Genomic DNA, 24,748 nt, shown 5'->3' on the forward strand with positions numbered 1-24,748 from the left:
CCTAGATCATGCAGCCTCTGCATCTGCTTCTCGTCGAAGACAACGCACTCGATGCGGAGCTGACGATCGCCCAGCTCGAACGCGCGGACTATGCGGTCGAGGCGTCGATCGTGTACGACTCCGCGGCGTTCATCGCCGAGCTGGAGAAAAAGCGCTTCGACGTGATCCTCGCCGACTTCGTGATGCCGACCTTCTCGGGCATCGAGGCGCTCACGATTGCGAGCGAGCGTTCCCCGGACACGCCGTTCATCTTCGTGTCGGGCTTGCTCGGCGAAGAGCACGCCGTCGATATGCTCAAGCGCGGCGCAACCGATTACGTGCTGAAACAGCGCCTGCAGCGGCTGCCCGCCGTCGTGCGCCGCGCGATGCGCGAGAGCGCCGAGCGCGCGCAACGCATCGCCGTCGAGCGGGCGTTGCGCGAAACGGAGACGCATTTCCGCCTGCTCATCGATGCGCTGAAGGATTACGCGGTCATCACGCTCGATCCCGAAGGCCGCATCCGCACATGGAACGCGGCGTCGGAGCGCATTCTGGGCTTTCCCGCGCAGGACGTGCTCGGCCAGTCCGCGAACATCTTCTATGCGCAGGAAGATCGCGAGGGCGGCGTGTTCGACGCCGAGCTGGAAACCGCGCGGCGCGAAGGCAGCGCGAGCGACGACCGCTGGCTCTGGCGCAAGGATGGCCATTCGTTTTTCGCCTCGGGCGTGACGACGGCGATCCGCAGCGAGCACGACGAACTGATCGGCTTTTCGAAGATCGTGCGCGACGCGACCGACGCCCACATGGCCGCCGACGCGCTGCGGCTCGCAAAGGATCAGGCGGAATCGGCGAATCGCGCGAAGGACCATTTTCTGGCGGTGCTCTCGCATGAACTGCGCACGCCGCTCACGCCGATTCTCGCCGCCGTGCGCCTGCTCGAAATGAAGCACTCGCTGCCGCGCGAGGCGCATCCGACGCTCGATCTCATCCGCCGCAATGTCGAGCTGGAAGCGCGCCTCATCGACGATCTGCTCGATCTCACGAGCATCGCGCGCGGCAAGCTGTCGCTGAATTTCGCGAGCGTCGCGCTCGATACCTTGCTGACGAGCGCGCTCGACATGTCCGAAGCCGATCTGCGCGCGAAGAGCCTCACGCTCGAAACGCATTTCGACGCGGGCCGGTTCGTCGTGCTCGGCGACGCGGCGCGCCTTCAGCAGATCATCTGGAATCTGATGAAGAACGCGGTGAAGTTCACGCCGGCGGGCGGGCGCATCGACGTGCGGACCTGGAATCCGGATCCGTCGACGATCGCCGTTTCCCTGACGGACAGCGGCATCGGCATCAGCGCGGAGGCGTTGCCGCGCATTTTCTCGGCGTTCGAACAGGCCGACGATTCCATCACGCGCTCGTTCGGCGGCCTCGGGCTCGGTCTCGCGATCGCGAGCACGCTCGCGCAGAAGCACGGCGGCACGCTTTCGGCCTACAGCGAAGGCCGCGACGCGGGCGCGCGCTTCACGCTGACGCTGCCGCTCGCGAAACTGCAACCCGCGCGCGAGGACGAGCCGCTCATCGAAGCCGCGAGCCGGGAACAGGGACGCGCGCTCAAGGTACTGCTCGTGGAGGACAACGAGCAGACGTCGTCGGCGATGGCCGAAGTGCTCGAAATGCTCGGCCACGAAGTGTCGGTTGCCGTAACGGTCGCTCAGGCGCTCGAACGCGCGAAGAGCGGGCCGTTCGATCTGCTCGTCAGCGATATCGGCCTGCCGGACGGCAGCGGACTCGATATCGCGCGCGCGTGGCAGAACCTGCAGCCCGACAAGCCGTCGGTGGCGATCACGGGCTACGGCATGGACGAGGACATCCGCCGTTGCCGCGAAGCCGGTTTTCGCGATCATCTGACCAAGCCGGTCAATTTCTCGCGGCTCGAAGCGCTGATTCAATCGCTCGCGGAACAGCATTCGAAATAAGCTATCGGCGCGCGCCGGTCGAAGAAATTTGACAGGCGTCTGCGGGCTTGTGTCGATTCGCGCGCGGCCCGTTCGTCGTAGGCTATGAGACCGCGCCAAACCCGGCGCGCTCACTCACTAAACGGAGCCGACATGTCCCAATCCGCCGTCAAGCCGATTCCCGAAGGCATGCGTTCGCTGACCCCGCATCTCGTGTGCGCGGGCGCCGCAGAAGCGATCGAGTTCTACAAGCGCGCGTTCAACGCCATCGAGCTGGGCCGCATGCCCGGGCCCGACGGCAAGCTCATGCACGCGATGGTCAAAATCGGCGATTCCATGCTGATGCTCGTCGATGAGTTCCCGCAATTCGGCTCGGTCGGTCCGAAGGCGCTGAACGGATCGCCGGTCACGATTCACCTGTATGTCGAAGACGCCGACGCCACCCGTGAAGCAGGCCGAAAGCGCCGGCGCGAAAGTCACGATGCCCGTCGCCGACATGTTCTGGGGCGACCGCTACGGGCGTCTCGAAGACCCGTTCGGTCATCAATGGTCGGTCGCGACGCATACGCGTGACATGACGCCGGAAGAAATGAAGCAGGCGATGGCGCAGCAGCCTTGCGGTCAATGAACGAAACCACGCACGCAAGTGAGAACGGAGCAACGCACATGCACAAGATTTCGCCCTGTCTGTGGTTCCAAGGCGGCAACGCCGAAGAGGCCGCGAACTTTTATGTCAGCACGTTCAGGAACGCGCGCATCAAGGACATCATGCGCAGCACCGAGTCGGGCCCGAAGCCGGTCGGCAGCGTCATCGCCGTGATGTTCGAGCTCGAAGGCGAAGACTTCCTCGCGCTGAACGGCAATCCGGAGTTCGCGTTCACGCCGGCCGTTTCTATGTTCATCAAGTGCGAGTCGCAGGAAGAAGTCGACCATTACTGGGACAAGCTGATGGACGGCGGCCGTTCGCTGGCCTGCGGCTGGCTCACGGACCGCTTCGGCGTGACGTGGCAAGTTGCGCCGACGCGTCTGCTCGGCATGTTGCAGGACCCGGACCCGGTGAAAGCCGACCGCACCATGAAAGCGATGCAAGGGATGATCAAGCTCGATCTCCCGGCGCTCGAGCGGGCGTACAACGGCGAGTGAGCTACGCGGCGCGTTTGCGGGCTTTTCGTTCGACGAGCTTCGACGCCATGAACCGATGGTCCCGCGAAAACAGCCTCCGATACGTCAGCACGACGGCCCCGACCACGCCGAGCGCCGAGCCCGCCGCAATCAGAAACATGATGACGATCTGATACCGCACCGCCTGCAATGGCGACTGCCCGGCGAGCACCTGGCCGGTCATCATGCCGGGAAGGCTGACGAGACCGACCACGGCCATCTGATTCAACGTCGGAATCATGCCCGCGCGCACGGCCTGGCGCGCGGGTCTCTGCGCCGCTTCCCAGCGCGAGGCGCCGAGTGCGAGCGACATCTCGACCGCCGCGCGTCCCGAAGTCAGTTCTTCCGTCATGCGCTCGATGCCGAGCGACACGCCCGTCAGGCAATTGCCGAGGATCATCCCGAGGATCGGAATCGCGTATTGCGGCTCATACCACGGATGAATTCGGATCACGACGAACAGCCCGAACGCGCCGATCAGCCACGAACTGCCCCAAATCGACAGGATGCTGTCCGCGCGCTGTCCGCGATAAGTGCGCCGTCCGCGATCGGAGGCGGCGAATCCGGCGATGACCGTCATCAGCGCCATCAGCGGCAGCACGACATACCAGCGATTGAACGCGAACACCCAGCCGAGCACGTACCCGATCAGCAGCAATTGCACGACGGTGCGGATCGCGGCGACGAAGAGCTTGCGTTCGAGACCGAGGTCGAGCGCAACCGACAGCGCGCCATTGACGACAATCAGCGCCGCCGCCAGGCCGATATCGAAGAGACTGAGGTTCTGATAGCCGCTCATCGCTTGTCCTCGCCGAGTACGCCTGCGTTCATCGTCAGATGACGCGTGGCGACGCGCCGCGCCTGATCCGGATCGTGCGATACCCAGATGCACGCGCGCGCTTCATCGGCGTCGAACCACGCGGCCACGAGCGCTTCGATCGAGCGTGCCGACGCCGGATCGAGCGATGCGGTCGGTTCGTCGAGCAGCAGCACGTCGGGCGCGAGTTGCAGCACGCGCACGAGCGCGGCGATCTGCGCCTCGCCGCCGGACAGATCGCTTGCGAACTTGTCGAGGAAGTCCGCGCTGCGTCCGGCCGCCTGCGCGAGCCGCATCGCGATATCGCGATCGAAATGCGCGTCGCGATAAGCCTTCAGCGAAAACGGATAGCGCAGATTGTCTTCGACGGTGCCGTCGAGCATCGCGGGCCGTTGCGCGATATACGCGACGCGCCGCCTGTAAGCCGGAATCTGCGCACGCGCGATGCGCTCGCCGCGCCACGTAACGAAACCGGCATCGCACGCATCGAGCAGCGCGAGCGTGCGCAGAAACACGCTCTTGCCCGAGCCCGACGGTCCGGTGATCGCGGCGCGCTGGCTTTTGTCGAGTGCGAAATCCGTGGCATGCAGCAGCACCGTGCCGCGCGCGACGTCCCGGCGCATCACGCCATGCGTGGCGACGAGTTCGGTCGATGTCGCGTCCTGCATCGTGGGTGTGTGTGTCGTTCTCTGGATGAGCATCTTACGGACATTCGGCATTCAGCGGACGCATAAGCCGCGGGCACACGATGTGCTGCCGCAATCATAATCAGCAAAAAAGGATGGAGCCGTCATGGCGCAGGCCCGAACGACCGGAAAAAAAATCGGAAGGATCGTCGCATGGATTTTTGCCGTTCTGGCGGTTCTGATCGCAATACTGGTGGTCATTTTTCTGACGTTCGACTGGAACCGGCTGCGGCCCTGGGTGGACGACAAGGTATCGGAAGCAATCGGCCGCCGCTTCGAAATCACCGGCGATCTGAAAGTCGGCTGGCAGCGTCCGCCAAACGAGACGGGCTGGAAACGCTGGGTGCCGTGGCCGCGCTTCTCCGCTGAAAAAATCACGATCGCGAATCCGGACTGGGCGCGCCAGCAGCACTTCGCCACGCTCGATGAAATCGACTTCCAGGTCGAAGTGCTGCCGCTGCTCGCGCACGACATCGTGATTCCGACGATCAATCTCGTGAATCCGTCGATCGATGTCGAGCGGCTCAAGGACAATCGCAATAACTGGACGTTCAAGTTCAAGCAATCGACCGAGCCGTCGACCTGGAATCTCAAGCTCGGCGATATTTCACTCGCGAAGGGCACCGTCGATATCCACGATGAAGTCACGAAGGCCGAGATGCAGGTCGTCATCGATACGCTCGGCCAGGCCGTGCCGATCGGCGAGGTGATGAAGCAGCAGGAAGCGGCGTCGGCGAAGTCGTCGGCGGAAATGGTCGGCAAGAGCGGCGCGGCGAAGCTCAACAAACAAGCGGATGCGGCCGCGGCCTCGGAAGCGTCGGCGGCGTCGGCTGCATCGGCGGCGGCTGCGGCGAACGCATCGGCGCCGAATCCGGCGAGCACGTCGGCCAATACCAGCATCACGACCAAGGAAGGCCCGAAACCGCCGATTCCGCCGTACGCATTCGGCTGGACCGTGAAGGGCACGTACAACAACGGCAAGGTTTCGGGCGAAGGCAAGCTCGGCGGCGTGCTCGCCGTGCAGGACGCGAAGCGCCCGTTCCCGGTTCAGGCCGACGTGCGCCTCGGCGACACGCATATCGCGTTCGTCGGCACCGTGACCGATCCGGCGCATCTGGCCGCGCTCGATCTGCGCCTGTGGGTTCAGGCGGTGAGCATGGCGCATCTGTATCCGTTCACGGGCGTGACCTTGCCCGAAACGCCGCCGTTCGCGACCGAAGGGCGTCTGACCGGCCAGTTCCGCGAGGACGGCAACGTGTTCCATTACGAGAACTTCACCGGGCGCGTCGGCGGCAGCGATATCAACGGTTCGCTCGTCTATGCGGGCAAGAAGCCGCGTCCGCTCCTGAAGGGCGAGCTCGTGTCGCATCTGCTGCAGTTCAAGGATCTCGCGCCGATCATCGGTGCCGATTCGAACGCGAGCAAGGCGAAGCGCGGCGAGACGGAGAAGCAGCCGTCGTCGAAGGCGCTGCCGACCGAAGAGTTCAAGACCGATCGCTGGAAGGCCATTGATGCCGACGTCAAGTTCACCGGCCAGCGCATCATCAAGGATCCTGATCTGCCGATCACCGATCTGTACACGCACGTCATCATGAACGACGGCGTGCTGTCGTTCGAGCCGCTCAAGTTCGGCGTGGCGGGCGGCTCGCTCGCATCGAACATTCATCTCGACGGCAGCGCCGCGCCGCTCAAGGGCCGCGTGTCCGCGCAGGCGCGGCATCTGAAGCTCAAGCAGTTGTTCCCGACCGTGAAGACGATGCAATCCGCGCTCGGCGAGGTCAACGGCGACGCCGCGCTTTCCGCGACCGGCAATTCGCCCGCGGCGCTCGCGGCGACATCGAACGGCGAGGTGAAGGCGCTCATCACGGAAGGCACCGTGAGCCGTCTGTATATGGAGGCGGCGGGGCTGAACGTGGCGAACGTGGTCTACGAGAAGCTCTTCGGCAAGCGCGACGTGAACATCAACTGCGCGGCGGCGGATTTCGTCGTGACCGACGGCGTGCTCGATTCGCGCGTGTTCGCGCTCGATACCGACGATGCCGTCATCAATGTCGACGGCACGATCAATCTGAAGACCGAGGACATGGATCTCGGCATCCATCCGCACACGAAGGGCCTGCGCATTTTCTCCCTGCGCTCGCCGCTGTACGTGAAGGGCACGTTCAAGGATCCGCACGTCGGCGTGAGTCCGGTGCTCGCGCTGCGCGGCGCGGCCGCCGTGGGTCTCGGTCTCATCAATCCGTTCGCGGCGCTGATTCCGCTCATCGCGCCGAGCAACAACAAGCCGCTGCCTTGCCAGCAGATGCTCGCCGATATCGGCAAAGCGCCGACCGCGCCGCCCGCAGGGCAGAAGCAGAAGGCGAAGGCGGCGCCGGCGTACATGTCGTCGGATGCGGCGGCGACCGGCGTGGCCAAGTCCAAGGACAAGGACGCGAAGAAGCCGGCGGCGCCGGCGCCCGCCAGCGCCGCGCAGTATCGCGGCAGCTAAGTCGCCGCCGCGCGCTCAGAACGCGTAGCGCACGCCCGCGAAGATGCTGCGGCCTTCGCCCGGATAGAAGATCGCGGTCGACGACGCGGTGCGCGCATCCGCGATCGTGCTGATGTCGCTCACGTAGCGCTTGTTGGTCAGATTGCGCGCGTCGAGAAACACCGAGAGGCCGTTGCGAAAATCCATCCCCGCCTGCACGCCGATGAGCGTATAGCCCGGCACGCGCAACGTGTTGGCGTCGTCGGCCCACGCGCCCGCCGGCACCCAGTCGACGGATGCGGAAATGTGAAAGCCGTTCGGCCGCGCATAGCCGAGCACGGCGCGCAACACGTTCACCGGCACGCCCGCGATGCGGTTGTTGCCGTACTGCGGATCGTCCTTGAAGCGGAAATCGCTCAGGTTCCACGAGCCCGACAGCGTGATCCTGTCGCCCGCGCCCGCGTGCGTGACGTCGCGCCACACATCGACCGATACGCCGGCTTCGATGCCCTGCAGCACCGTCTTGTTCGCATTGAACGTCGATGCCGGTATGTCGGGATTCGTCGTGTACTGAAGCAACTGGTCGCGCACGAGCGAGCGATACGCGGTGACGTCCCAGCTCACGCGATCGCGCGTGCCGCGCGTGCCGAGCTCGAGCGTCCACGCATGCTGCGACGTGAGCGGCGTGAATTGCGTCGTGCTCGAAAAGGTCTGCGTGAGATCGCCGAAATCCGGCACGTCCTGGCTGCGCGTAATGTCCACATACGCCTGGATGTCGCGATTCGGCTGCCACATCAACCCGAGCTTCGGATTCACGCCGCTGAATGTCTCGCTAGCCGACTTGTAGTTCGGATCGGCCGCGAGCCCGCCGTGATCGACATACTTGCGCACGTCGCGCAACGCCTTGAAGCCGGCCATCAGCGCGACGGTCGGCAGGAAGAACAGACGGTCTTCGAAGTACGCCTCGTAGTTGTAGGCGCTTTGCGTCGAATCGAGCGTTTGCGCGCCTTCGTTGCCCGACACGTTCACGTACTGCCGCGCCTGCGTGTTGCCGCCGAAGAAACGCGCGCCCGCGATGACATCGTTGCGCATCCCGCTCACGTTGAACGTCGCGGTATAGCGCGGCGCGATGCCGTAGGTCCAGCCGTCCTGATCGATGACCTGGAAGATCGGGTGATACAGACTCTTGTGGATTGCCCATGTGACGATATCGAGCTGCCCGACATCGAGCTTGACGGTCGTCTTGTTGGCGATGCGCTCGGTGCGCGTATCGCGCGCCTGATCGCCCGCCAGCGCGCTCGCGGATGCCTTCGTCGGATTGTCGAGCGCGTCGGAAAGCGAGAGCGTGCCGGGAAGCTGCTGATCGACGACATACGCGCCGAGATAGAAGCGCGTCTCCACATCCGGCGAGAATCGATAGCCGATATTCGCGTTGAACTGCTCGTACTGGCCGCGCTCGTGATCGCGATAACCGTCCGCATGATTCACCGAGAAAGTGCCGATGAAATCCAGCGGACCCATCACGCGCGAAAACTGCGCGCTGCCCCGGATCGTGCCGAAGCTGCCGCCTTCGAGCCGCACGATGTTCGGCGCATCGGCGGTGTAGGCGGAAGGCGTGACGAAATCGATCGCGCCGCCCATCATCGACGAGCCGTACGCGAGGCCGTTGCCGCCCTTGTAGACATCGACGGATTGCAGCGCGAGCGGGTCGATCTGATAGTAGTCGCCGCTGCCATCGGCGAGATTGGTCGGGATGCCGTCCTGCAGTATCTCCAGCCCGCGCGTGTGATAGCCGCGCGCGAGGCCCGAGCCGCGAATCGAGAGGCGCAACTCCTGGCCGTAGCGGTTCTGCACGAAAACGCCGGGCACGTTCTTGAGGACGTCGCGCAACGTGAAGGCGTAGGTGTTCTGGTAATCGGCGCTATCGACGAAGCCGACCGAGCCGACCGTCGCGTCGAGCGTGCGCTTCTGATCGGCGACGTTTTGCGATGTCAGCGAATGTTGCGCCTGTCCTTGAACGATGACGGCGGGAAGCGTCGCGGGTTCGGCCTGCGCGAATGCGCGGGTCGCGGCGAGCGCGGTGAGGCCCGTCATGAGGGCGCGTTGTCGGGCGAGTCGCTTCATGGCAGCGTCCTCGCTTCTGCGTGTGCGGACGGCACGACGCCGCCCCTTGCTGAAAGTGAGCATGGTTCTTCTTCGAATTCGTGATGAATGAGCGGGGCGCGACGCGATGGACGCGCGGCGCCGTTCGATGCCGCGAAAGGCATCGATTCGTTAGAACGAAATCAGACGAGAACCGGAGGGGCGCGAGGCTGCGCAGTGGTGAAAGGAGGCGCGGGACGCTCGATGCGAATCCGCGCGACCGCGACGCTGCGGCGTGCAGGAACGTCGAGCGCTGCGGGGGCGCGTGCAGCGGAGATGGCGGGCGCGTGCGCGAAGAAGTGACAGTACCCGCAAGCCTGGTCGTCGAGATGCGCGAGCGTGTCTGTCGAATGCGTCGAATGATGACCGCCCGAACGCTCGACTGTCGACGCATGCGCTGAACAGAGCTCGGCGGTGAGTTCGTCGGCATGCGCGCTGGCGGCGATCAGTTGCGAGACCATCGGCGCGAACGTGATCAGCAGCATTGCGAGCAATGCCAGCAGTGAACCCGTTCGTTGATGGAAGCGACTGCGCATGAGGACGAAGATTTGCAAATCCCGAGTGGCGGGATTATGCCACCCGCTTACTTTGTATTACAAAGCAAAGCGGACATAAATTTTCGCCATCAGCGCGCGGACATGTTGTCCCCATCAATTGGGGAGCACCCTGTTGAAAACGCGCCTAAAAGTCTGCTAAATGACTGATGCCCAAGGAAAAGTCATGCGCGCTTCAGGTTGCATCAATGCGTATCGGGCTTTGCATAACTTATCCCCAGCGCACGGGGAAAGGGCTGTGGAAAACCGCTTGGCGACTCATCTAGTTTCTTGATTTCGCGCTGAAATCCCCGCGCGACGCGCATCGCGCCACTTTTTCGCTCGCGCGCGCGACATCGATGCGATGCCCGACTTATCCACAATTTCTGTGGACAGTAGTGTTGAAAAGCCTCGCGTAGACGCGTTAAGTCTTTGATGAATAAAGATTTGTACGACCTGATCGAAGACGGGCGAGCGCGTGCATCGCGATCGTGCCGCGCGCAGGTTCAGATCGAGATTCCGGGACCGCCGTTGCTGCCCAGCAGTTGTTCGACCGAATTCGCGTCCGTGTAGTCCTGCTCGGGCAGGCCGTCGAACACGGTGATGACGTCGTTGGATACGCCAGCCTCGCGCGCCGCATCGACGATCGCGTCCTTGTTGGCGGGGTACTTCACGAGACGTAATACCTGGGCGATCTCGTTGTCGATCGGCTCGTCGTTCAAGGCGTGTTTTGCGTGCGTGTCGGTCATTCCGAGGTCCGGTGTCGAGTCAGTGAATGAGGAGGCGCGTCAGGTCTGGACCTGAATCGTCTGGCTCGCCATGCCGTGACTCGGCGTGCGCGATTTCGGCAGCGGCACATGACGCCAGCGCGCGTGATTGAGATCCTGCGCCGCGACTTCGGGCGCGGGCGGCGATACGGGCGCGGCGTTCACGCGCAGCGCGGCGCGCGTCGCGGCAATGGCGGCGGTGGATTCGTCGGTCGAACTCGTGTGCAGCGGCGCGGCATAGCACGAGACGGAAACCAGAGCCATCGACAACAACGTTGAGGTCTTCATCGGGCAACCCCTCCTCACGTAGGCAGCAGAAAAGACCAAGCAAAGCCTATGCCGATGGATATTTCCGCCACCCGCCGTGCGCTCGGACCATGACAGCGCCGCGCACACGGGCGCGACGAGTGGGCGTCGCGCAGACATACTTCGAGTGAATTGTGAAGTCGATCCGACCCGCGCGAAACGCGCGCACGCGAAGCGTGACGCGCCGCGAAATTGCACGGCTGCGCAGTTTCAGCGCGACGTCGGGTTCAGACGGAAGTATGCGTCCAGAAGTGAGGTTTTGTACACGACGCCGAGCAGCAACGGCTGCGTCTTTTTTTCGATGACCGGCAGGCGTTCGCCCTGGAACGCGAGGAAGTGCTGCAGTGCTTCGCCGAGCGACATGTCGGGCGTGAGCACGTCGAATTCCGGCTGAAGATAATCCGCGGCGGTTTTGGATGCGCAGGTCTTGTCGTCGAGCAGATCCGACGTGATGTTCTTCAGCGCCACCACGCCCTGAAAGCGCCCGGCGTCATCGACGACGTACAGATACTTCACCGGATATTCGAGGAACACGCGCGTCATGTCCTTGATGTTCGCGGACAGCGGCACGACGGTATCGGCGGGCTTGACGAGCTCGCGCATCTGCGTCGCGGCGAGACGCAGGCGCTCTTTCTCTTCACGCGTGCGCCGCAGCGTGACTTCGTACATCGACGTCTGCTCGGACGTGCGCGCGATGAAGTACGCGATCACGCACGAAACCATTAGCGGCAGCATGACCTGATACGACAGCGTCATCTCGAAGATCATCAGGATGGCCATGAGCGGCGCGTGCGTGGCCGCGGCGAGAAACGCGCCCATGCCGACCATCGCGTAGGCGAAGGGCGCGGACGTGGAGTTCGGCCAGATCGAATGCACGCCGATGCCGTAAAGACAGCCGAGCACCGCGCCGACGAAGAGCGTCGGCGTGAAGATGCCGCCGACCGCGCCCGAACCGGCGGTGGCCGCCGTCGCGATGATCTTGAAGACGAGCACGGTGAGCAGCGCGGTCCAGGTCCACGGTTCGTGCAGCAGCGAGTTCACGACTTCGTAACCGTTGCCCCAGACTTCGGGCCACCAGATCGATATCACGCCGACGATCAGCCCGCCCAGCGCGAGGCGCACGGGCAAGGGCAGGGGCAAGGTCGAGAAGCGTTTTTTCGATTCGGCGAGCAGCCGCAGGAAGTGCGGCGCGAGCGTGCCGCAGAGCAGTCCGAGCACGACGAAGAGCAGCACTTCGATGCCGGTGACGGTCGGGAACACCGGCATCTCGTACGGCGGCCTGTAGCCGGCGAACTCGCGCATCGTGATGTTGGCGACGACCGACGAGACGACGATCGGGCCGAAGCTTTCCATCGCCATCGAGCCGAGCACGAGTTCGGTGACGAAGAACGCGCCGGCGATAGGCGCGTTGTACGCCGACGTGATTCCGGCCGCCGCGCCGCACGCGACGAGCAGACGCAGGCGCGGCGGATCGAAGTGCACCCAGCGCCCGATCAGCGACGACACCAGGGCGGCGAGTTGCACCATCGACCCTTCGCGACCGATCGAGCCGCCGCTCGAAATCGTGATGAGCGACGACAAACTGCGCCATACGCTTTGCCAGACGGGCACGACGCCATCGCCGATGGTGACGGCTTCCATGTAGTCCGTGCTCGCATTCTTGCTCGCGCGCTTGCGGGCGATCAGCAGGCAGACGCCCGCGATGAGACCGCCCACGGCGGGCAACAGCACGCGCACGGGCCAGGGCAGGCTTTGCGCGAGCGCGACGAGACCTTCCGAATGATTGCCGAGGAGCCGCTGAAGGATCTCAATGCCTTCGCGAAAGACGGAGGTGGCGAAAGCACCGGCCACGCCGACGACCACCGCCCAGACGAGCATCGTATGCGAGTCCGACAGACGGAAAAGCCGTTGGGCGCGTGTACGGAGCTTGAGCAGAAAGGAGAGCACTTTTGCGAAATCGTGGAATGCTTAGAAGCAAATGGAATAAGGGACTCGCAAGGATAGCATTGCAGGGCGGCGCTGCGGACGTCGAAACGCGTTCGTCAGGGTCGAAAAAAAGCCCGGCACACGCCTGGCCGGGCTTCGTCGGAGCAATCGCGCGTCACCACTTCGGCGCGAACGGCGGATTCGCATTGCGCTTGCCTTCGTCGAGCGCATCGATTTTCGCGATGTCGTCGGCGTCGAGCTTCAGTTTCTGCGCGTCCCAGTTGGCTTTCTGATGCTCCGGATTCGTCGATGCCGACAGCACCACGATATCGCGCGAAAGCAGCCACGCGAACGTCACCTGCGCGGGCGTCGCGCCATGCTTCCCGGCGATCGCCTTGAGCGTCGCGTCCGTATGCGCGCGCCCTTCGCCGAGCGGCATGTACGCGGTCACTTTCACGCCGAGCTTTTGCGTCGCATCGACGAGCGCGCGGTTCGCGAGAAACGGGCTCACTTCAATCTGGTTGGTGACGATCGCGTCGCCGCCCGGCGCCTTCAGCGCTTCTTCGAGCAACGGCGCGGTGAAATTCGACACGCCGTAATGGCGAATCAGCCCGAGCTTCTGCGCTTCCTGCATCGCCGCGAGCGTTTCGGCGATCGGCACCGCGCCGTCGGGCGACGGCCAGTGCACGAGCGCGAGATCGATCGTGCCGATGTCGAGCTTCGCGTGACTGTCCGTGAGGCTCGCGACGAGCGCGTCGTGCGAGAGCCGTTCCCACCAGACTTTCGTCGTTACCCAGATAGCGTCGCGCGCCACGCCCGATTCGCGCACGCCCTGACCGACGGCCGCTTCGTTGTTGTAGTACTGCGCGGTGTCGATATGGCGATAACCAAGCTGCAATGCGCTCTTCACCGCGTTCGTGGTCTTCGCGGCATCGACGCGAAACGTGCCGAGACCGAATGAAGGAATCGTTTCTACCATGCTGGCTCCTGGTGAGTGTCGAGGTTTCAAGCGTCCTGATCGAGTTCGGGATAGTGCCTGAAAATGCCCGATTCGTTGAACGGGATGCGCCGTTCCGAATCGACGTAAGCCGCGATGTTCGGCCGTTGCAGCACCGCATCATGAATCGCGGCCACGCGCGGATACTGCGCGCCGAACTCCTTCATCGCGCGCGGAAAGGCGTAATGCAGGCCATCGACGATCTGGAAGATGGACAGATCCACGTAAGTCGCCGTATCGCCGATCATCTGCGTATCGCCGTGCGGGTTCTGCGCAAGCACGCGCTCGAAGTACTTCATGAACTTCGGCACGCGCTTGTCCAGAAAATTCTGCGTGCGGATTTTCGCCGCGTCCTTTTGATCTTCGTAATAGAGATCGGTCGCGAGCGGATGATGCGTGTCGTGCACTTCGGCGACGAAATCCGCGATCGTCAGTTGCAGGCCGTGCGCGACGTAGCGCAGGCCCTCGTCCTTCGGCGCGAGGTTCAGCTTCGGCCCGAGATAAAGAAGAATGTTCGCGACGTGCGGGACCATCAGCTCGCCGTCCCTGAGAAACGGCGGCGCAAACGGAATATGCGGCTCAGTCTTGCTGTTCAGGACTTTCATCATCGCGTCCATGCCGTAGCCGCTGTTCTTCGATTCGCGCGCGACGTCGATATATTCGGCGCCCGCATCTTCGAGCGCGAGCCGGACGAATTCGCCTCGGCCCTGCAATCCGTCCCAATAGTAGAGTTCGTAAGCCATGAGAAAGGGCTCCTCGTCGGGGCATGCCGCATCGGCGGCGAAGCGTGAGTGTGCGCGTTTTTGACGTTCGGCGGGAAACGCGCGAACGAAGAGGCGGACGAGCAACACGCGTTCCCGTCGCGCGGCGATGCCATGACTCGTCGTGAATCGTGCAAAATCGATGTTTTGCGTTTTCGAGTAGCGGAGAAGAGATGAACAAGCAAGGCTTCACCACAGGCATCGTTCACGGCGACAGAAACGCGGGCGGCGAGCACGGCGGCGTGCGCCAGCCGATCCACACATCGGTTCAGTACGGATTCGAGCGCGTGGAAGATCTGATCGGCGTCTTCCAGGGCACGAAGAAAGGCGGTTTCAACTACGCGCGTCAGGGCACGCCGACCACCGCCGCGCTCGAACGCAAGATCACGAGCCTCGAAGACGGCATCGGCTCGATCTGCTTCAGCACCGGCATGGCGGGAATCACCGCCATTTTCCTGACCTTGCTGCGCGCGGGCGATCATCTCGTATCGAGCCGCTACGTCTTCGGCAACACCAACAGCCTGTTCGGCACGCTGCGCACGCTCGGCATCGAAGTGACGATGGTCGATGCAACTTCCGCCGAGAACGTCGCGAACGCGATCAAGCCGAATACGCGCATGGTGTTCGTCGAGACCATCGCGAACCCCGGCACGCAGATTCCCGATCTCGAAGGCATCGGCGCGTTGTGCCGCGAGCGCGGCCTCGCGTATGTCGTCGACAACACGATCACGTCGCCGGCGCTGTTCCGGCCCAAGGCGGTCGGCGCGAGCCTCGTCGTCAATTCGCTGACGAAGACCATCGCGGGTCATGGCGCGGCGCTCGGCGGTGCGGTGACGGACACGGGTCTCTTCGACTGGAGCGCCTATCCGAACATCGCCGATGATTACCGCAAGTCGCCGTCCAAAGAGCAGGGCTTGCTGCAAGTCCGCAAGAAAGGGCTGCGCGACATGGGCGCGTCGCTGTCGTCGGAGCAGGCGCATTCCATCGCGATGGGCGCGGAAACGCTCGCCCTGCGCGTCGCGAAGTGCAGCGAGAACGCGCTCGCGCTCGCCCAGTATCTGGAGAAGCACGAGGCCATCGGGCGCGTGTTTTATCCGGGATTGAAGAGTCATCCGCAATACGAGATCGCTCAGGCGCTGTTCAAGGGTGCGTCGTGGCTGCTGTCGTTCGAGTTGCGCCGCGCAGACCGCATGATCGATGTCGTCAACGCGCTGCAGTTGCCGGTCAAGGCGACGGGCCTCGGCGACACGCGCACGCTCATCATTCCCGTTGCGCCGACGATCTTCTTCGAAGCCGGCCCCGAAGTGCGCAAGTCGATGGGCATTTCCGACGGCATGCTGCGGCTTTCGGCGGGCATCGAAGATATCGACGATCTGATCGCCGATTTCGAGCAAGCGCTCGAGCTCGCGGCATGACCTTGATGCGCGCCTCGCGCACTACGAGGCGCGCGCGTAGTAAATGTTCTGCGGATGGCGCGCTTCGGCGAAGAAGAACCATCGCTCGGCGACGAGCCCGAGATACTGCGTGACGCACGCGAGGCAGAAGAGCGCGACCGATTGCGCACCGATCCCGAGCAGCATCAGCACGAAGGGGACGGCGAACGCGCCGACGAGAAACGTCCACTTGATGCGCGCGATCGCCTGCGCCGAGCGTCCGTGAAAGAACTCGCGCAGATTGAACGCGCCCGCCGTGAAGCCCCGCGACTTCTGCACGACGTTCGGCCCCTTGATGCCGGTCGCGCTCTGCACGGTCGATTTCGGCCGCAGCTTCGCATTGCGCTTGAGCGCGGCGACGCGGGTCGCGCAGCCCGCGAGCGTCAACGTGCACGCACAAGCGGCGAGACCCGCCGCCAGTGACGGCGCGAGCCACGCGGCGCACGCGGTCGCCAGCGTGAATCCCGATGCGCAGCCGAGCAGCACGAAGTTGACCATCGTGAGCGGCGTCGCCCATTCCTGCAGGAAGCGCAGGCATGCGTAGATCATCGCGGTGCAGACGAAAAGCGCCGCCGACGCGATCACGCCGATCACGCCGACGGCAAGCGACCACGGCGCGCCGAGCCAGTGCGCGAAGCCGTGCAACGCGGCGCATCCGAGGAACGCGGGCAGGCACAGGCATTCGCGCGACAGCCACGACGTACGCCACATCGCGATGGCGCGCCACGCCCGCTCGGGATGCCCGAGATGGAAAAACGATGCGACGAGGCCCAGCCCGCCGAGCACGACCGACAACGCCGCGCCGAGGATGAAGAACAGTTGCGAAGGCGCGTCGATCAGACCGAGCTTCGCGCCCGCTTCGACACCGACGAGCGCAATCAGCAAGCCTTGCGCGGCGCCGCTCAATGTCGTGAGAAACACGACGGAAAACGCGGGTTTCATGTTCGAGCTCCGATGAAAGTCAGACGCGCACGGCCATCGACGCGAGATTGAGTTCGCCGTGCGCTCCGGGTGCGTCCGGCGCTTCGGCGCCTTGAGACTGACAGCCGCACGAGCCGCCGCCGCTGCTGCACGCATTCACGGGACGACGCGGCAAATAATGATTCGCGGGCTTCGTGTCCCATTCGGGCATCAACTGATAGCCGCCGCGCTCCTCGATCGCCTTCGACACGACCGACTCGGGATCGTGGATATCGCCGAAGAGCCGCGCCGACGTCGGACACGCGAGCACGCACGCCGGCTTGCGATCGCGTTCGGGCAGCGCCTCGTTGTAGATGCGATCGGCGCACAGCGTGCACTTCGTCATCTCCTTGCGCGCTTCGTCGAGCTCGCGCGCGCCGTACGGACACGCCCACGCGCAGTACTTGCAGCCGATGCACTTGTCGAAGTCCACGAGCACGAGTCCGTCTTCCTTGCGCTTGTAGCTCGCGCCGGTCGGACAGACGGGCACGCACGGCGGATCCTCGCAGTGCAGGCACGACTTCGGAAAGTGGATCGTATCGGCGAGCGGAAATTCGCCGGCTTCATACGTCTGCACGCGGTTGAAGAAGGTGCCGGACGGATCGGCGTCGTACGGGCGCTGATCCGCGAGACTGCCAGCTTCGCCGGACGTGTTCCATTCCTTGCAGCTCGTCACGCAGGCGTGGCAGCCGACGCAGACGTTCAGATCGATCACCAGGGCCATTTGAGTCATGCCGGTCTCCTTCAGTTTTTTACGTCGCGCTTGATGGCGTTGCGCAAGCGCGCCGCGAACTCGCCGCGTCCGGCGAAGTACGTCTGCACGACGCGTTGAACCGATCCCGTCATGCCGGGCGATGGACGCATCGGCGCGAATTGCGGCAGCGTGTGGTCGGCATCGCTTTCGGCGGGATAGACGCGCACGCGCACGTCGTACCACGCGGCTTGTCCGGTGATCGGATCGGAGTTCGAAAAGCGCAGGCCTTCGCGCGCGGACGCAGGAAGCTCATCCGTGATGAGGTGATTGAGCAAAAAGCCCCGCTGCGATTCGTTCGCGTCGGGACCGAGGCTCCACGCGCCCGATGCCTTGCCGATCGCGTTCCACGTCCACACCGTTCCGGGCTCGACGGCTTCGCTATAGCGCGCCATGCAGCGCACCTTGCCCCATTGCGATTCGACGTAAATCCAGCCGCCGTCCTCGATGCCGTTCGCCTTCGCCATGCGCGGATTCATGTACAACAGGTTCTCGCCGTGAATCTGCCGCAGCCACGCGTTCTGCGAGTCCCACGAGTGATACATCGCCATCGGGCGCTGCGTGACGGCCGCGAGCGGATACTGCGCGAGATCGGTCGTATCGAGTTCCAGCGGCGCGTACCAAAAGGGCAGCGGATCGAAATATTCCTCGATGCGTGCGCGCAAGTGTTCCGGCGGCTGCCGGCCTTTCGTGCGACCCTGCGCGGCGAGGCGGAACTTCTGCATCACGTCGGAATAGAGCTGGATCAGGATCGGCTCGTTGAACTTGCGAAAACCTTTATCGACGGCGAATTGCAGGTACGGCCCGTTCTGGCCGCGCATGTATTGCAGCTCTTGGGCCAGCGTGTAGTGGTAGACGCAATCGTGCTTTGCGTACTCTTCCCATTGATTCGGATTCGGCTCGCCGACGAGCGCGTCCTTGCCGTCCTTGCCGCGCCAGCCGATCAGAAAGCCCACGCCCGACCCCGGCGCCGTCTGATGATTGACGATGAAATCCGGATAGTCGCGATACTTGCGCGTGCCTTCGGGCGTCGTGAACGCGGGCAGCTTCAGGCGGCTGCCGAGCTCGACGAGCACTTCCTGGAACGGACGGCATTCGCCGGTGCGCGGCACGACCGGCACGCGCACGGAATCGACGGGACCGTCGAACTCGGAGATCGGGCGGTCCAGCATCGACATCGCGTCGTGTCGTTCGAGGTAGGTCGTATCGGGCAGGATGAGATCGGCGAATGCGGTCATCTCCGACTGGAACGCATCGCACACGACGATGAACGGAATTTTGTATTCGCCGTTGCCGTGCTTGTCGGCGAGCATGTTGCGCACTTCCATCGTGTTCATCGACGAGTTCCATGCCATGTTGGCCATGAAGATCATCAGCGTGTCGATGGGGTACGGATCGCCGCGCCATGCGTTCGTGATGACGCTGTGCATCACGCCGTGCACCGCGAGCGGATATTCCCACGAGAACGCCTTGTCGATGCGAACCGGCGTGCCGTCGTCGTGGATGAAGAGGTCCTCCGGCGCGGCGGGCCAGCCGAGCGGCCCGCTCGCGAGCGGCGTGTTCGGCTTCACCTGATCGGGGTGATTCGGCGGTTTCGCCGATGGCGGCACCGCGCGCGGAAACGGCGACTTGTGCCGGAAACCGCCCGGACGGTCGATCGTGCCGAGCAGCGACATCAGCACGGCGAGCGCGCGGATCGACTGGAAGCCGTTCGAGTGCGCGGCGAGACCGCGCATCGCGTGAAAGGCGATCGGGTTGCCCGTCACGGTGTCGTGCTTCCTGCCCCAACAATCGGTCCATTGAATCGGCAGCGTGATCTTGTGATCGCGGCTCGTCTGGATCATTTCGGCGGCGAGGCGTTCGATCGTCGCGGCGGGAATACCGGTGATGTCCGCGGCCCATTCCGGCGTGCACGTCGCGACCTGCTCGCGCAGCAAGGCGAAGGAGGGCGCGACGCTCGTGCCGTCGTCGAGCGTGTAGCGGCCATCGAGCGCGGGCGCGGCATCGTCGGCATGATGCGCGACCGCGCGATTCGTCTTCGTGTCCCACCAAAGATGATTCTGCGGAAAGAGCGGATTCGATTCGGCCGCGCTTTCGTCCTTCACGAAAAGGCCGAACGTGTCGCTCGCTTCGTTCATATCGAGCAGTTCGGCCGCGTTCGTATAGCGCGTGACGAATTCGTGATCGTAGGCGTCGGCGGCGATCAGTTCGTGGATCAGCGCCATGAAAAGCGCGCCGTCTGTGCCGGGGCGGATCGGCACCCATTCGTCGGCGATGGCCGCGTAGCCCGTGCGGACCGGATTGATCGCGATGAAGCGTCCGCCCGCGCGCTTGAATTTCGATATCGCGATCTTGAGCGGATTCGAGTGATGATCCTCCGCCGTGCCAATCATGAAGAAGAGCTTCGCGCGGTCGAGATCCGGGCCGCCGAATTCCCAGAACGAGCCGCCGATCGTATAGATCATGCCCGCGGCCATGTTCGCCGAGCAGAAGCCGCCGTGGGCCGCGTAGTTGGGCGTGCCGAAGTTCTTCGCGAAGAGGCCGGTCAGCGCCTGCATCTGGTCGCGTCCGGTGAAGAGCGCGAATTTTTTCGGATCGGTGGCGCGCAGGTGTGCGAGACGCTTTTCGAGCGTATCGAGCGCGACCTCCCACGAGACCGGCTCGAACTGCGCTTCGCCGCGCAGTGCGCCGGGTTTTCGCATCAGCGGCTGCGTGAGGCGTGCGGGCGAATACTGCTTCATGACGCCCGACGCGCCTTTCGCGCAGATCACGCCTTGATTGAGCGGATGGTTCGGATTGCCGTCGATGTATCTGACTTCGCCGTCGCGCAGATGCACGCGGATGCCGCAACGGCACGCGCACATGTAGCACGTCGTGGTCTTGACATCGAGCTTCTCGTTCTGGGTACGAGCGCCGTGTTCCATGAGTGCTCCTTCTAAAGCGTTATCGCGCGACGGGGACGTTCGCGCGATTCGGTACTTCACTGCATCGGCGATCGATCAGCCGAAGAGGCGTTCGACGCCGAGCGTGATCGCGAGGCCGCCGCCGACCAGCCACGCATACAGGATCGCGCCGGTTGCAAGCGCACGCGGGCCGGCCTGACGGATCTGCGCGATGCGCGTCTCCATGCCGAGCGCGGTCATGGCCATCGTGAGCGCGAAGGTGTCGAGCGTGTTGATCGTGCTCGTGGCGGCATCGGGCAGAACGTGCAGCGAATTCACGACGACGAGCGCGAGAAAGCCGAGCGCGAACCAGGGCACCGCGATCTTGCCGTTGCCTTGCGCCGCGCCGTCCGCCGTGTTGCGCGAGCGGCTGATCCAGAAACCGATCACGAGCAGCACGGGCACGAGCAGCATCACGCGCGTCATCTTGACGATGGTCGCGATATGCGTCGCTTCCGGGCTGACGTTGCTCGCCGCACCGACGACCTGCGCCACTTCGTGAATCGTGCCGCCGAAAAAGAGGCCCGCGCCGAGCGTATCGAGATGCAGCCAGCCGGCGTTGAACGCGAGCGGGTAGAGGAACATCGAGAGCGTGCCGAACAGCACGACGCTGCCCACCGCCATCGCGCTCTTGTGCGGCTTCGATTGCAACGTCGATTCGAACGCGAGCACCGCGGCCGCGCCGCAAATCGCGCTGCCGGCTGCCGTGAGGAGTGCGGTATCGCGATCGAGCTTCATCAGCTTCATGCCGGCCCACGTACCGATGACGAGCGTGCTGACCACGACCAGCACCGACACCGTGAAACCCGACACGCCGACTTGCGCGATTTCCTGAAGGCTGATGCGCAGCCCGAAGAACGCGACCGCGATGCGCAGCAGCTTGCGCGCGGAAAAGTTGACGCCGGCCGCCCAGCTTTCCGGCATGCCGTGACGCAGCGCATTGCCGTAGATCGCGCCCGCGACGATGCCGACGATCAGCGGGCTGATGCCGAGCCCGGCGATAGCGGGCAGCGAAGCGAGGCGCGTGACGGCGGCGGCGAACAAGGCGACGAAGAGAATGCCGTTGAGTTGCCCGCGTCTGGATGATGCGGCCGGCGCGAACGTTTGGGCGGACTGAACCGTGGACATGGATGAACCCGTTTGATGATGATGACTCGATGGGCTAATCCTATTCTCGATATATGAATATGAAAAATCGTGATTTAGAATGGGAAGTATCGTACCACCTTATATTTGAAACAGATGACCCCGGAACAACTGATAACGTTCGCAACGGTCGCAGAGCACGGCAACATCAGCCGGGCGGCGGTGGCCTTGCATTTGTCGCAGCCCGCCGTGTCGGGGCAGTTGCGCCTGCTGCAGGAGGAATTCGGCGAGCCGCTTTATCAGCGTGATGGCCGCGGCGTGCGCCTGACCGCAGCCGGCGAGCAGTTGCTCGGCCATGCGGAACGCCTGCGCGAGACATTTCGCGCGGCGCACGCGCTGCGCGACGCATTGCGCGGGCTGGAGCGCGGCACGCTGCGCATCGGCGCGAGCACGACGCCAGCGAGTTATTTGCTGCCGTATCTGATCGCTGCGTTTCACAAGCGCTTTCCGGAAGTCGTCGTGACGACCATCGACGGCAATACCGCCGATATCGTCGCTGCGCTCGGCTCGCTCGATATTGCGCTGGTCGAAGGCGCGCCGGGACACGATCTGCCGCTCGGCACCACCGTCACACCGTGGCGCGAGGACGAAATCGTCGCGATCCTGCCGAATGGTCATCCGCTTGCCGACGGGCGCGATGCCGCCACGCTCGATCAGTTGAGCGAGCATCCGCTCGTGCTGCGCGAGCCCGGCTCGGGCGTGCGGCAGATCATCGAGCGCGCGTTCGCCGATTGCGATGCGCCCATGCGGGTCGCGCTGGAAATCGCGGGCGTCGAGGGCGTGAAGGAGGCGGTGCGCGCGGGCATGGGCATCGGCTTCGTATCGGCGATGTCGATCCGCCACGAGGACAGCGCGTTGCGTCGCGTGCGTATCGCGCCGCGACCGCTCACGCGGCGTTTTTCCATTTTGCTGCCGCACGCGGCAACGCCGTCACGCGTCGCGGCGCGTTTCCTGGAGTTATGCGAGGAACCGGGTCTCATCGGCTAGGGAATTCCACTATGGCGCGTCGATGGCGGTCTGACGCACCATTCGTTCTCAACAGGGGCGCTGCGGCGTCCTTTTCGAAAATCGTTTATGGAACCGGTTCCACCGAGGAATTTCGAGGCCAAAACCCATAGTGAGAAGCGAGTGAATCAAAAATCCCGCATCGATGAAAAGCGCGCAGAAGTCGTGATCGTAGCGAGCGCGTTCGGCGCCGATGCGATCCGTCGCGATGGCCACGCCGCGTGGGCGGCGGTCGCGGCGCGCGCGGGTGCGGATGGCTTCGAAGTGCGTCGCGAGTTGTTCGCCGATGACGCCGATTCGCAGCCCGATGCACTCGCGCAGCTCGGCGCACGGATTCGCGCGCACGGCTTGTGGGCGGTCCATTCGACGCCCGCGACGCTGTTCCGCGACGACGGCGCGCTCGATCTCGATTCGCTGCGGCTCGCCATCGACGAAGCAGCGGCGATGGACGCGCGCATCGTCAAGCTGCAACTGGGCGGCACGGAGCGTGGTGTCGCGACCGATCCGGCCACGCTCGATCGCCTGATGTCGGCGATCGCCGCGTCGAAAGCGCGCGTGGTCGTCGAAAACGGACAACTGAAGGCAGGCGGCACGATCGGCGCGTTCGATGCGCTCTTCGCCGCGCTGCCCGCGCGAAGCGGCCTCGCGATGACTTTCGACACCGGAAACTGGCACTGGGCGGAGCAGGATCCGCTCGACGCGGCGCAGCGCCTCGCGCCGCACGTCGCGTATGTGCACTGCAAGGCGGTGATGGGCGAGGGCGCGCGCCGTTTTGCCGCCGCGCCCGCGAACGGCGACGCGCGTTTCGCGACGCTGCTCGCGCAGTTGCCGGGCGATGTGCCGCGCGGCATCGAATATCCGTTCATTCCGGGCGCGGACGGTTCGCTCGACGCCGACGCGGCGCGCCAGGTCGCACGAATCGCGGCATTTTGAATGCCACTTTGAATTACGCATTTTGCATTCAGCATTCATCTGCAAAGGAACCCGACATGCAAGCCAAGCCTGAAGCCCTCGACGTCGTCACTTACGGCGAAGCGATGACGATGTTCGTCGCCGCCGTTACCGGCGATCTCGCGAAGGCCGGTCAATTCACGAAGCGCGTCGCGGGCGCGGATCTGAACGTCGCGATCGGTTTGTCGCGCCTTGGCTTCAAGGTGGGCTGGATGAGCCGCGTCGGCAACGATTCGTTCGGGCGCTATGTGCTCGACGTACTCGCATCCGAAGGCATCGACGCGCGCCGTGTGACGATCGACGAGCGTTATCCGACGGGCTTTCAGCTCAAAGGCAAGTGCGACGACGGCAGCGATCCGGCCGTCGAGTATTTCCGCAAGGGTTCGGCCGCGAGCCATTTGTCGCTCGACGACTACGCCGCCGATTACGTGCTCGGCGCGCGTCATCTGCATCTGACGGGCGTGGCGCCCGCGATCTCGGCGACCTCGCGTGAGCTTGCGTTCCACATGGCCCGCGAAATGCGGGCAGCGGGCAAGACGATCTCGTTCGATCCGAATCTGCGTCCGACGCTGTGGCCGTCGCGCGAGGCGATGGCCGAATCGCTCAATGCGCTCGCCGCGCTCGCCGACTGGGTGCTGCCGGGGGTGTCCGAAGGATTGACGCTGACGGGCTATGCGAAGCCCGAGGACATCGCCGCGTTTTATCTCGATCGGGGAGCGAAGGGCGTCGTCGTGAAGCTGGGCGCGCACGGCGCGTATTTCCGCACGGCGGACGGCGAGCAGGGCATCGTGCCGGGCGTGCCGGTCGAGAAGGTCGTCGATACGGTCGGCGCGGGCGATGGCTTCGCGGTCGGCGTCGTGAGCGCGCTGCTCGAGGGACGCGATGTGCGTCACGCGATCGCGCGCGGCAATCGCATCGGCGCGCTGGCGATTCAGGTGATCGGCGACAGCGAAGGACTGCCGACGCGCGCCGCGCTCGATCTGCTCGAAGCACAGGATTCCAACGACAAGACGGCCAAAGCCGCGTTCGATCTGGCTTGAAAGCCACCAACCGAGACTCAACCGAATTGCGT

General features: G+C 64.2%; 20 protein-coding genes and 1 pseudogene. 8 read left to right on the forward strand and 13 right to left on the reverse strand.

Annotated elements, in window-relative coordinates; all coding sequences use genetic code 11:
• Positions 1-8: 8 nt before the first annotated feature.
• From BG60_RS27360 to BG60_RS27370, 3 genes and pseudogenes are all read left to right on the forward strand, one after another.
• Complete coding sequence (locus BG60_RS27360; RefSeq protein WP_034473419.1) at positions 9-1,946, forward strand: hybrid sensor histidine kinase/response regulator; 1,938 nt, start codon at positions 9-11, stop codon at positions 1,944-1,946.
• Between the two features lie 132 nt (positions 1,947-2,078).
• Positions 2,079-2,553 (forward strand): annotated as a pseudogene (locus BG60_RS27365) (VOC family protein).
• A gap of 38 nt (positions 2,554-2,591) precedes the next feature.
• Positions 2,592-3,068: a VOC family protein gene (locus BG60_RS27370; RefSeq protein WP_008349443.1), complete on the forward strand. Its 477-nt coding sequence runs from the start codon at positions 2,592-2,594 to the stop codon at positions 3,066-3,068.
• A gap of 1 nt (position 3,069) precedes the next feature.
• Here the strand turns inward: BG60_RS27370 and BG60_RS27375 are convergent, their stop codons facing one another.
• On the reverse strand, positions 3,070-3,885 hold the full coding sequence (locus BG60_RS27375; RefSeq protein WP_034473421.1) for an ABC transporter permease: 816 nt from the start codon (positions 3,883-3,885) through the stop codon (positions 3,070-3,072).
• A complete protein-coding gene (locus tag BG60_RS27380; protein WP_034473423.1) occupies positions 3,882-4,571 on the reverse strand; it encodes an ABC transporter ATP-binding protein in 690 nt (229 codons plus the stop codon). Before BG60_RS27380 ends, BG60_RS27375 begins: the two co-directional genes overlap by 4 nt.
• 124 nt (positions 4,572-4,695) lie before the next feature.
• Here BG60_RS27380 and BG60_RS27385 point away from each other — a divergent pair, with 124 nt between their 5' ends.
• On the forward strand, positions 4,696-7,077 hold the full coding sequence (locus BG60_RS27385; RefSeq protein WP_034473425.1) for an AsmA family protein: 2,382 nt from the start codon (positions 4,696-4,698) through the stop codon (positions 7,075-7,077).
• Between the two features lie 15 nt (positions 7,078-7,092).
• On the opposite strand, the gene BG60_RS27390 is transcribed toward BG60_RS27385, so the two are convergent.
• The 7 genes from BG60_RS27390 to BG60_RS27420 all read right to left on the reverse strand — a co-directional run bounded on the left by BG60_RS27390 (position 7,093) and on the right by BG60_RS27420 (position 14,470).
• Positions 7,093-9,180, reverse strand: a complete 2,088-nt coding sequence (locus tag BG60_RS27390; protein ID WP_034473468.1) for a TonB-dependent receptor family protein — start codon at positions 9,178-9,180, stop codon at positions 7,093-7,095.
• 161 nt (positions 9,181-9,341) lie between these two features.
• Complete coding sequence (locus BG60_RS27395) at positions 9,342-9,734, reverse strand: DUF2946 domain-containing protein (RefSeq protein WP_034473427.1); 393 nt, start codon at positions 9,732-9,734, stop codon at positions 9,342-9,344.
• A gap of 503 nt (positions 9,735-10,237) precedes the next feature.
• The gene (locus tag BG60_RS27400) at positions 10,238-10,480 is read right to left on the reverse strand and encodes a DUF2795 domain-containing protein (RefSeq protein ID WP_034473428.1); all 243 of its coding nucleotides are present in this window, start codon (positions 10,478-10,480) and stop codon (positions 10,238-10,240) included.
• Positions 10,481-10,519: 39 nt separating this feature from the next.
• On the reverse strand, positions 10,520-10,786 hold the full coding sequence (locus BG60_RS27405; protein ID WP_034473429.1) for a hypothetical protein: 267 nt from the start codon (positions 10,784-10,786) through the stop codon (positions 10,520-10,522).
• 228 nt (positions 10,787-11,014) lie between these two features.
• Positions 11,015-12,751 carry a ClcB-like voltage-gated chloride channel protein gene (locus tag BG60_RS27410; protein ID WP_034473430.1) on the reverse strand — a complete coding sequence of 579 codons (1,737 nt, stop codon included), beginning with the start codon at positions 12,749-12,751 and terminating at the stop codon, positions 11,015-11,017.
• A gap of 154 nt (positions 12,752-12,905) precedes the next feature.
• Complete coding sequence (locus BG60_RS27415) at positions 12,906-13,709, reverse strand: aldo/keto reductase (protein WP_008349461.1); 804 nt, start codon at positions 13,707-13,709, stop codon at positions 12,906-12,908.
• A gap of 26 nt (positions 13,710-13,735) precedes the next feature.
• A complete protein-coding gene (locus BG60_RS27420; RefSeq protein WP_034473470.1) occupies positions 13,736-14,470 on the reverse strand; it encodes a glutathione S-transferase in 735 nt (244 codons plus the stop codon).
• Between the two features lie 191 nt (positions 14,471-14,661).
• Here BG60_RS27420 and BG60_RS27425 point away from each other — a divergent pair, with 191 nt between their 5' ends.
• Complete coding sequence (locus BG60_RS27425) at positions 14,662-15,903, forward strand: cystathionine gamma-synthase family protein (RefSeq protein ID WP_034473432.1); 1,242 nt, start codon at positions 14,662-14,664, stop codon at positions 15,901-15,903.
• A gap of 21 nt (positions 15,904-15,924) precedes the next feature.
• Here the strand turns inward: BG60_RS27425 and BG60_RS27430 are convergent, their stop codons facing one another.
• The 4 genes from BG60_RS27430 to BG60_RS27445 form a co-directional block, all read right to left on the reverse strand.
• A complete protein-coding gene (locus BG60_RS27430; RefSeq protein ID WP_034473434.1) occupies positions 15,925-16,863 on the reverse strand; it encodes a dimethyl sulfoxide reductase anchor subunit family protein in 939 nt (312 codons plus the stop codon).
• Between the two features lie 19 nt (positions 16,864-16,882).
• Positions 16,883-17,614 carry a 4Fe-4S dicluster domain-containing protein gene (locus tag BG60_RS27435; RefSeq protein ID WP_008349470.1) on the reverse strand — a complete coding sequence of 244 codons (732 nt, stop codon included), beginning with the start codon at positions 17,612-17,614 and terminating at the stop codon, positions 16,883-16,885.
• A gap of 11 nt (positions 17,615-17,625) precedes the next feature.
• Positions 17,626-20,556 (reverse strand): molybdopterin oxidoreductase family protein, encoded by a 2,931-nt coding sequence (locus tag BG60_RS27440; RefSeq protein WP_034473436.1) that lies wholly within the window; start codon positions 20,554-20,556, stop codon positions 17,626-17,628.
• 75 nt (positions 20,557-20,631) lie between these two features.
• Positions 20,632-21,702, reverse strand: a complete 1,071-nt coding sequence (locus BG60_RS27445) for a YeiH family protein (RefSeq protein ID WP_034473438.1) — start codon at positions 21,700-21,702, stop codon at positions 20,632-20,634.
• A gap of 114 nt (positions 21,703-21,816) precedes the next feature.
• Here BG60_RS27445 and BG60_RS27450 point away from each other — a divergent pair, with 114 nt between their 5' ends.
• From BG60_RS27450 to BG60_RS27460, 3 genes are all read left to right on the forward strand, one after another.
• Entirely contained in the window at positions 21,817-22,707 is an 891-nt protein-coding gene (locus BG60_RS27450) for a LysR family transcriptional regulator (protein ID WP_008349476.1), read from the forward strand.
• 141 nt (positions 22,708-22,848) lie between these two features.
• A complete protein-coding gene (locus tag BG60_RS27455; RefSeq protein WP_051996656.1) occupies positions 22,849-23,658 on the forward strand; it encodes a sugar phosphate isomerase/epimerase family protein in 810 nt (269 codons plus the stop codon).
• Positions 23,659-23,714: 56 nt separating this feature from the next.
• Positions 23,715-24,716 (forward strand): sugar kinase, encoded by a 1,002-nt coding sequence (locus BG60_RS27460; protein WP_034473439.1) that lies wholly within the window; start codon positions 23,715-23,717, stop codon positions 24,714-24,716.
• Positions 24,717-24,748 lie beyond the last annotated feature (32 nt).

It is taken from the genome of Caballeronia zhejiangensis, assembly GCF_000698575.1.
Lineage (GTDB): Bacteria > Pseudomonadota > Gammaproteobacteria > Burkholderiales > Burkholderiaceae > Caballeronia > Caballeronia zhejiangensis.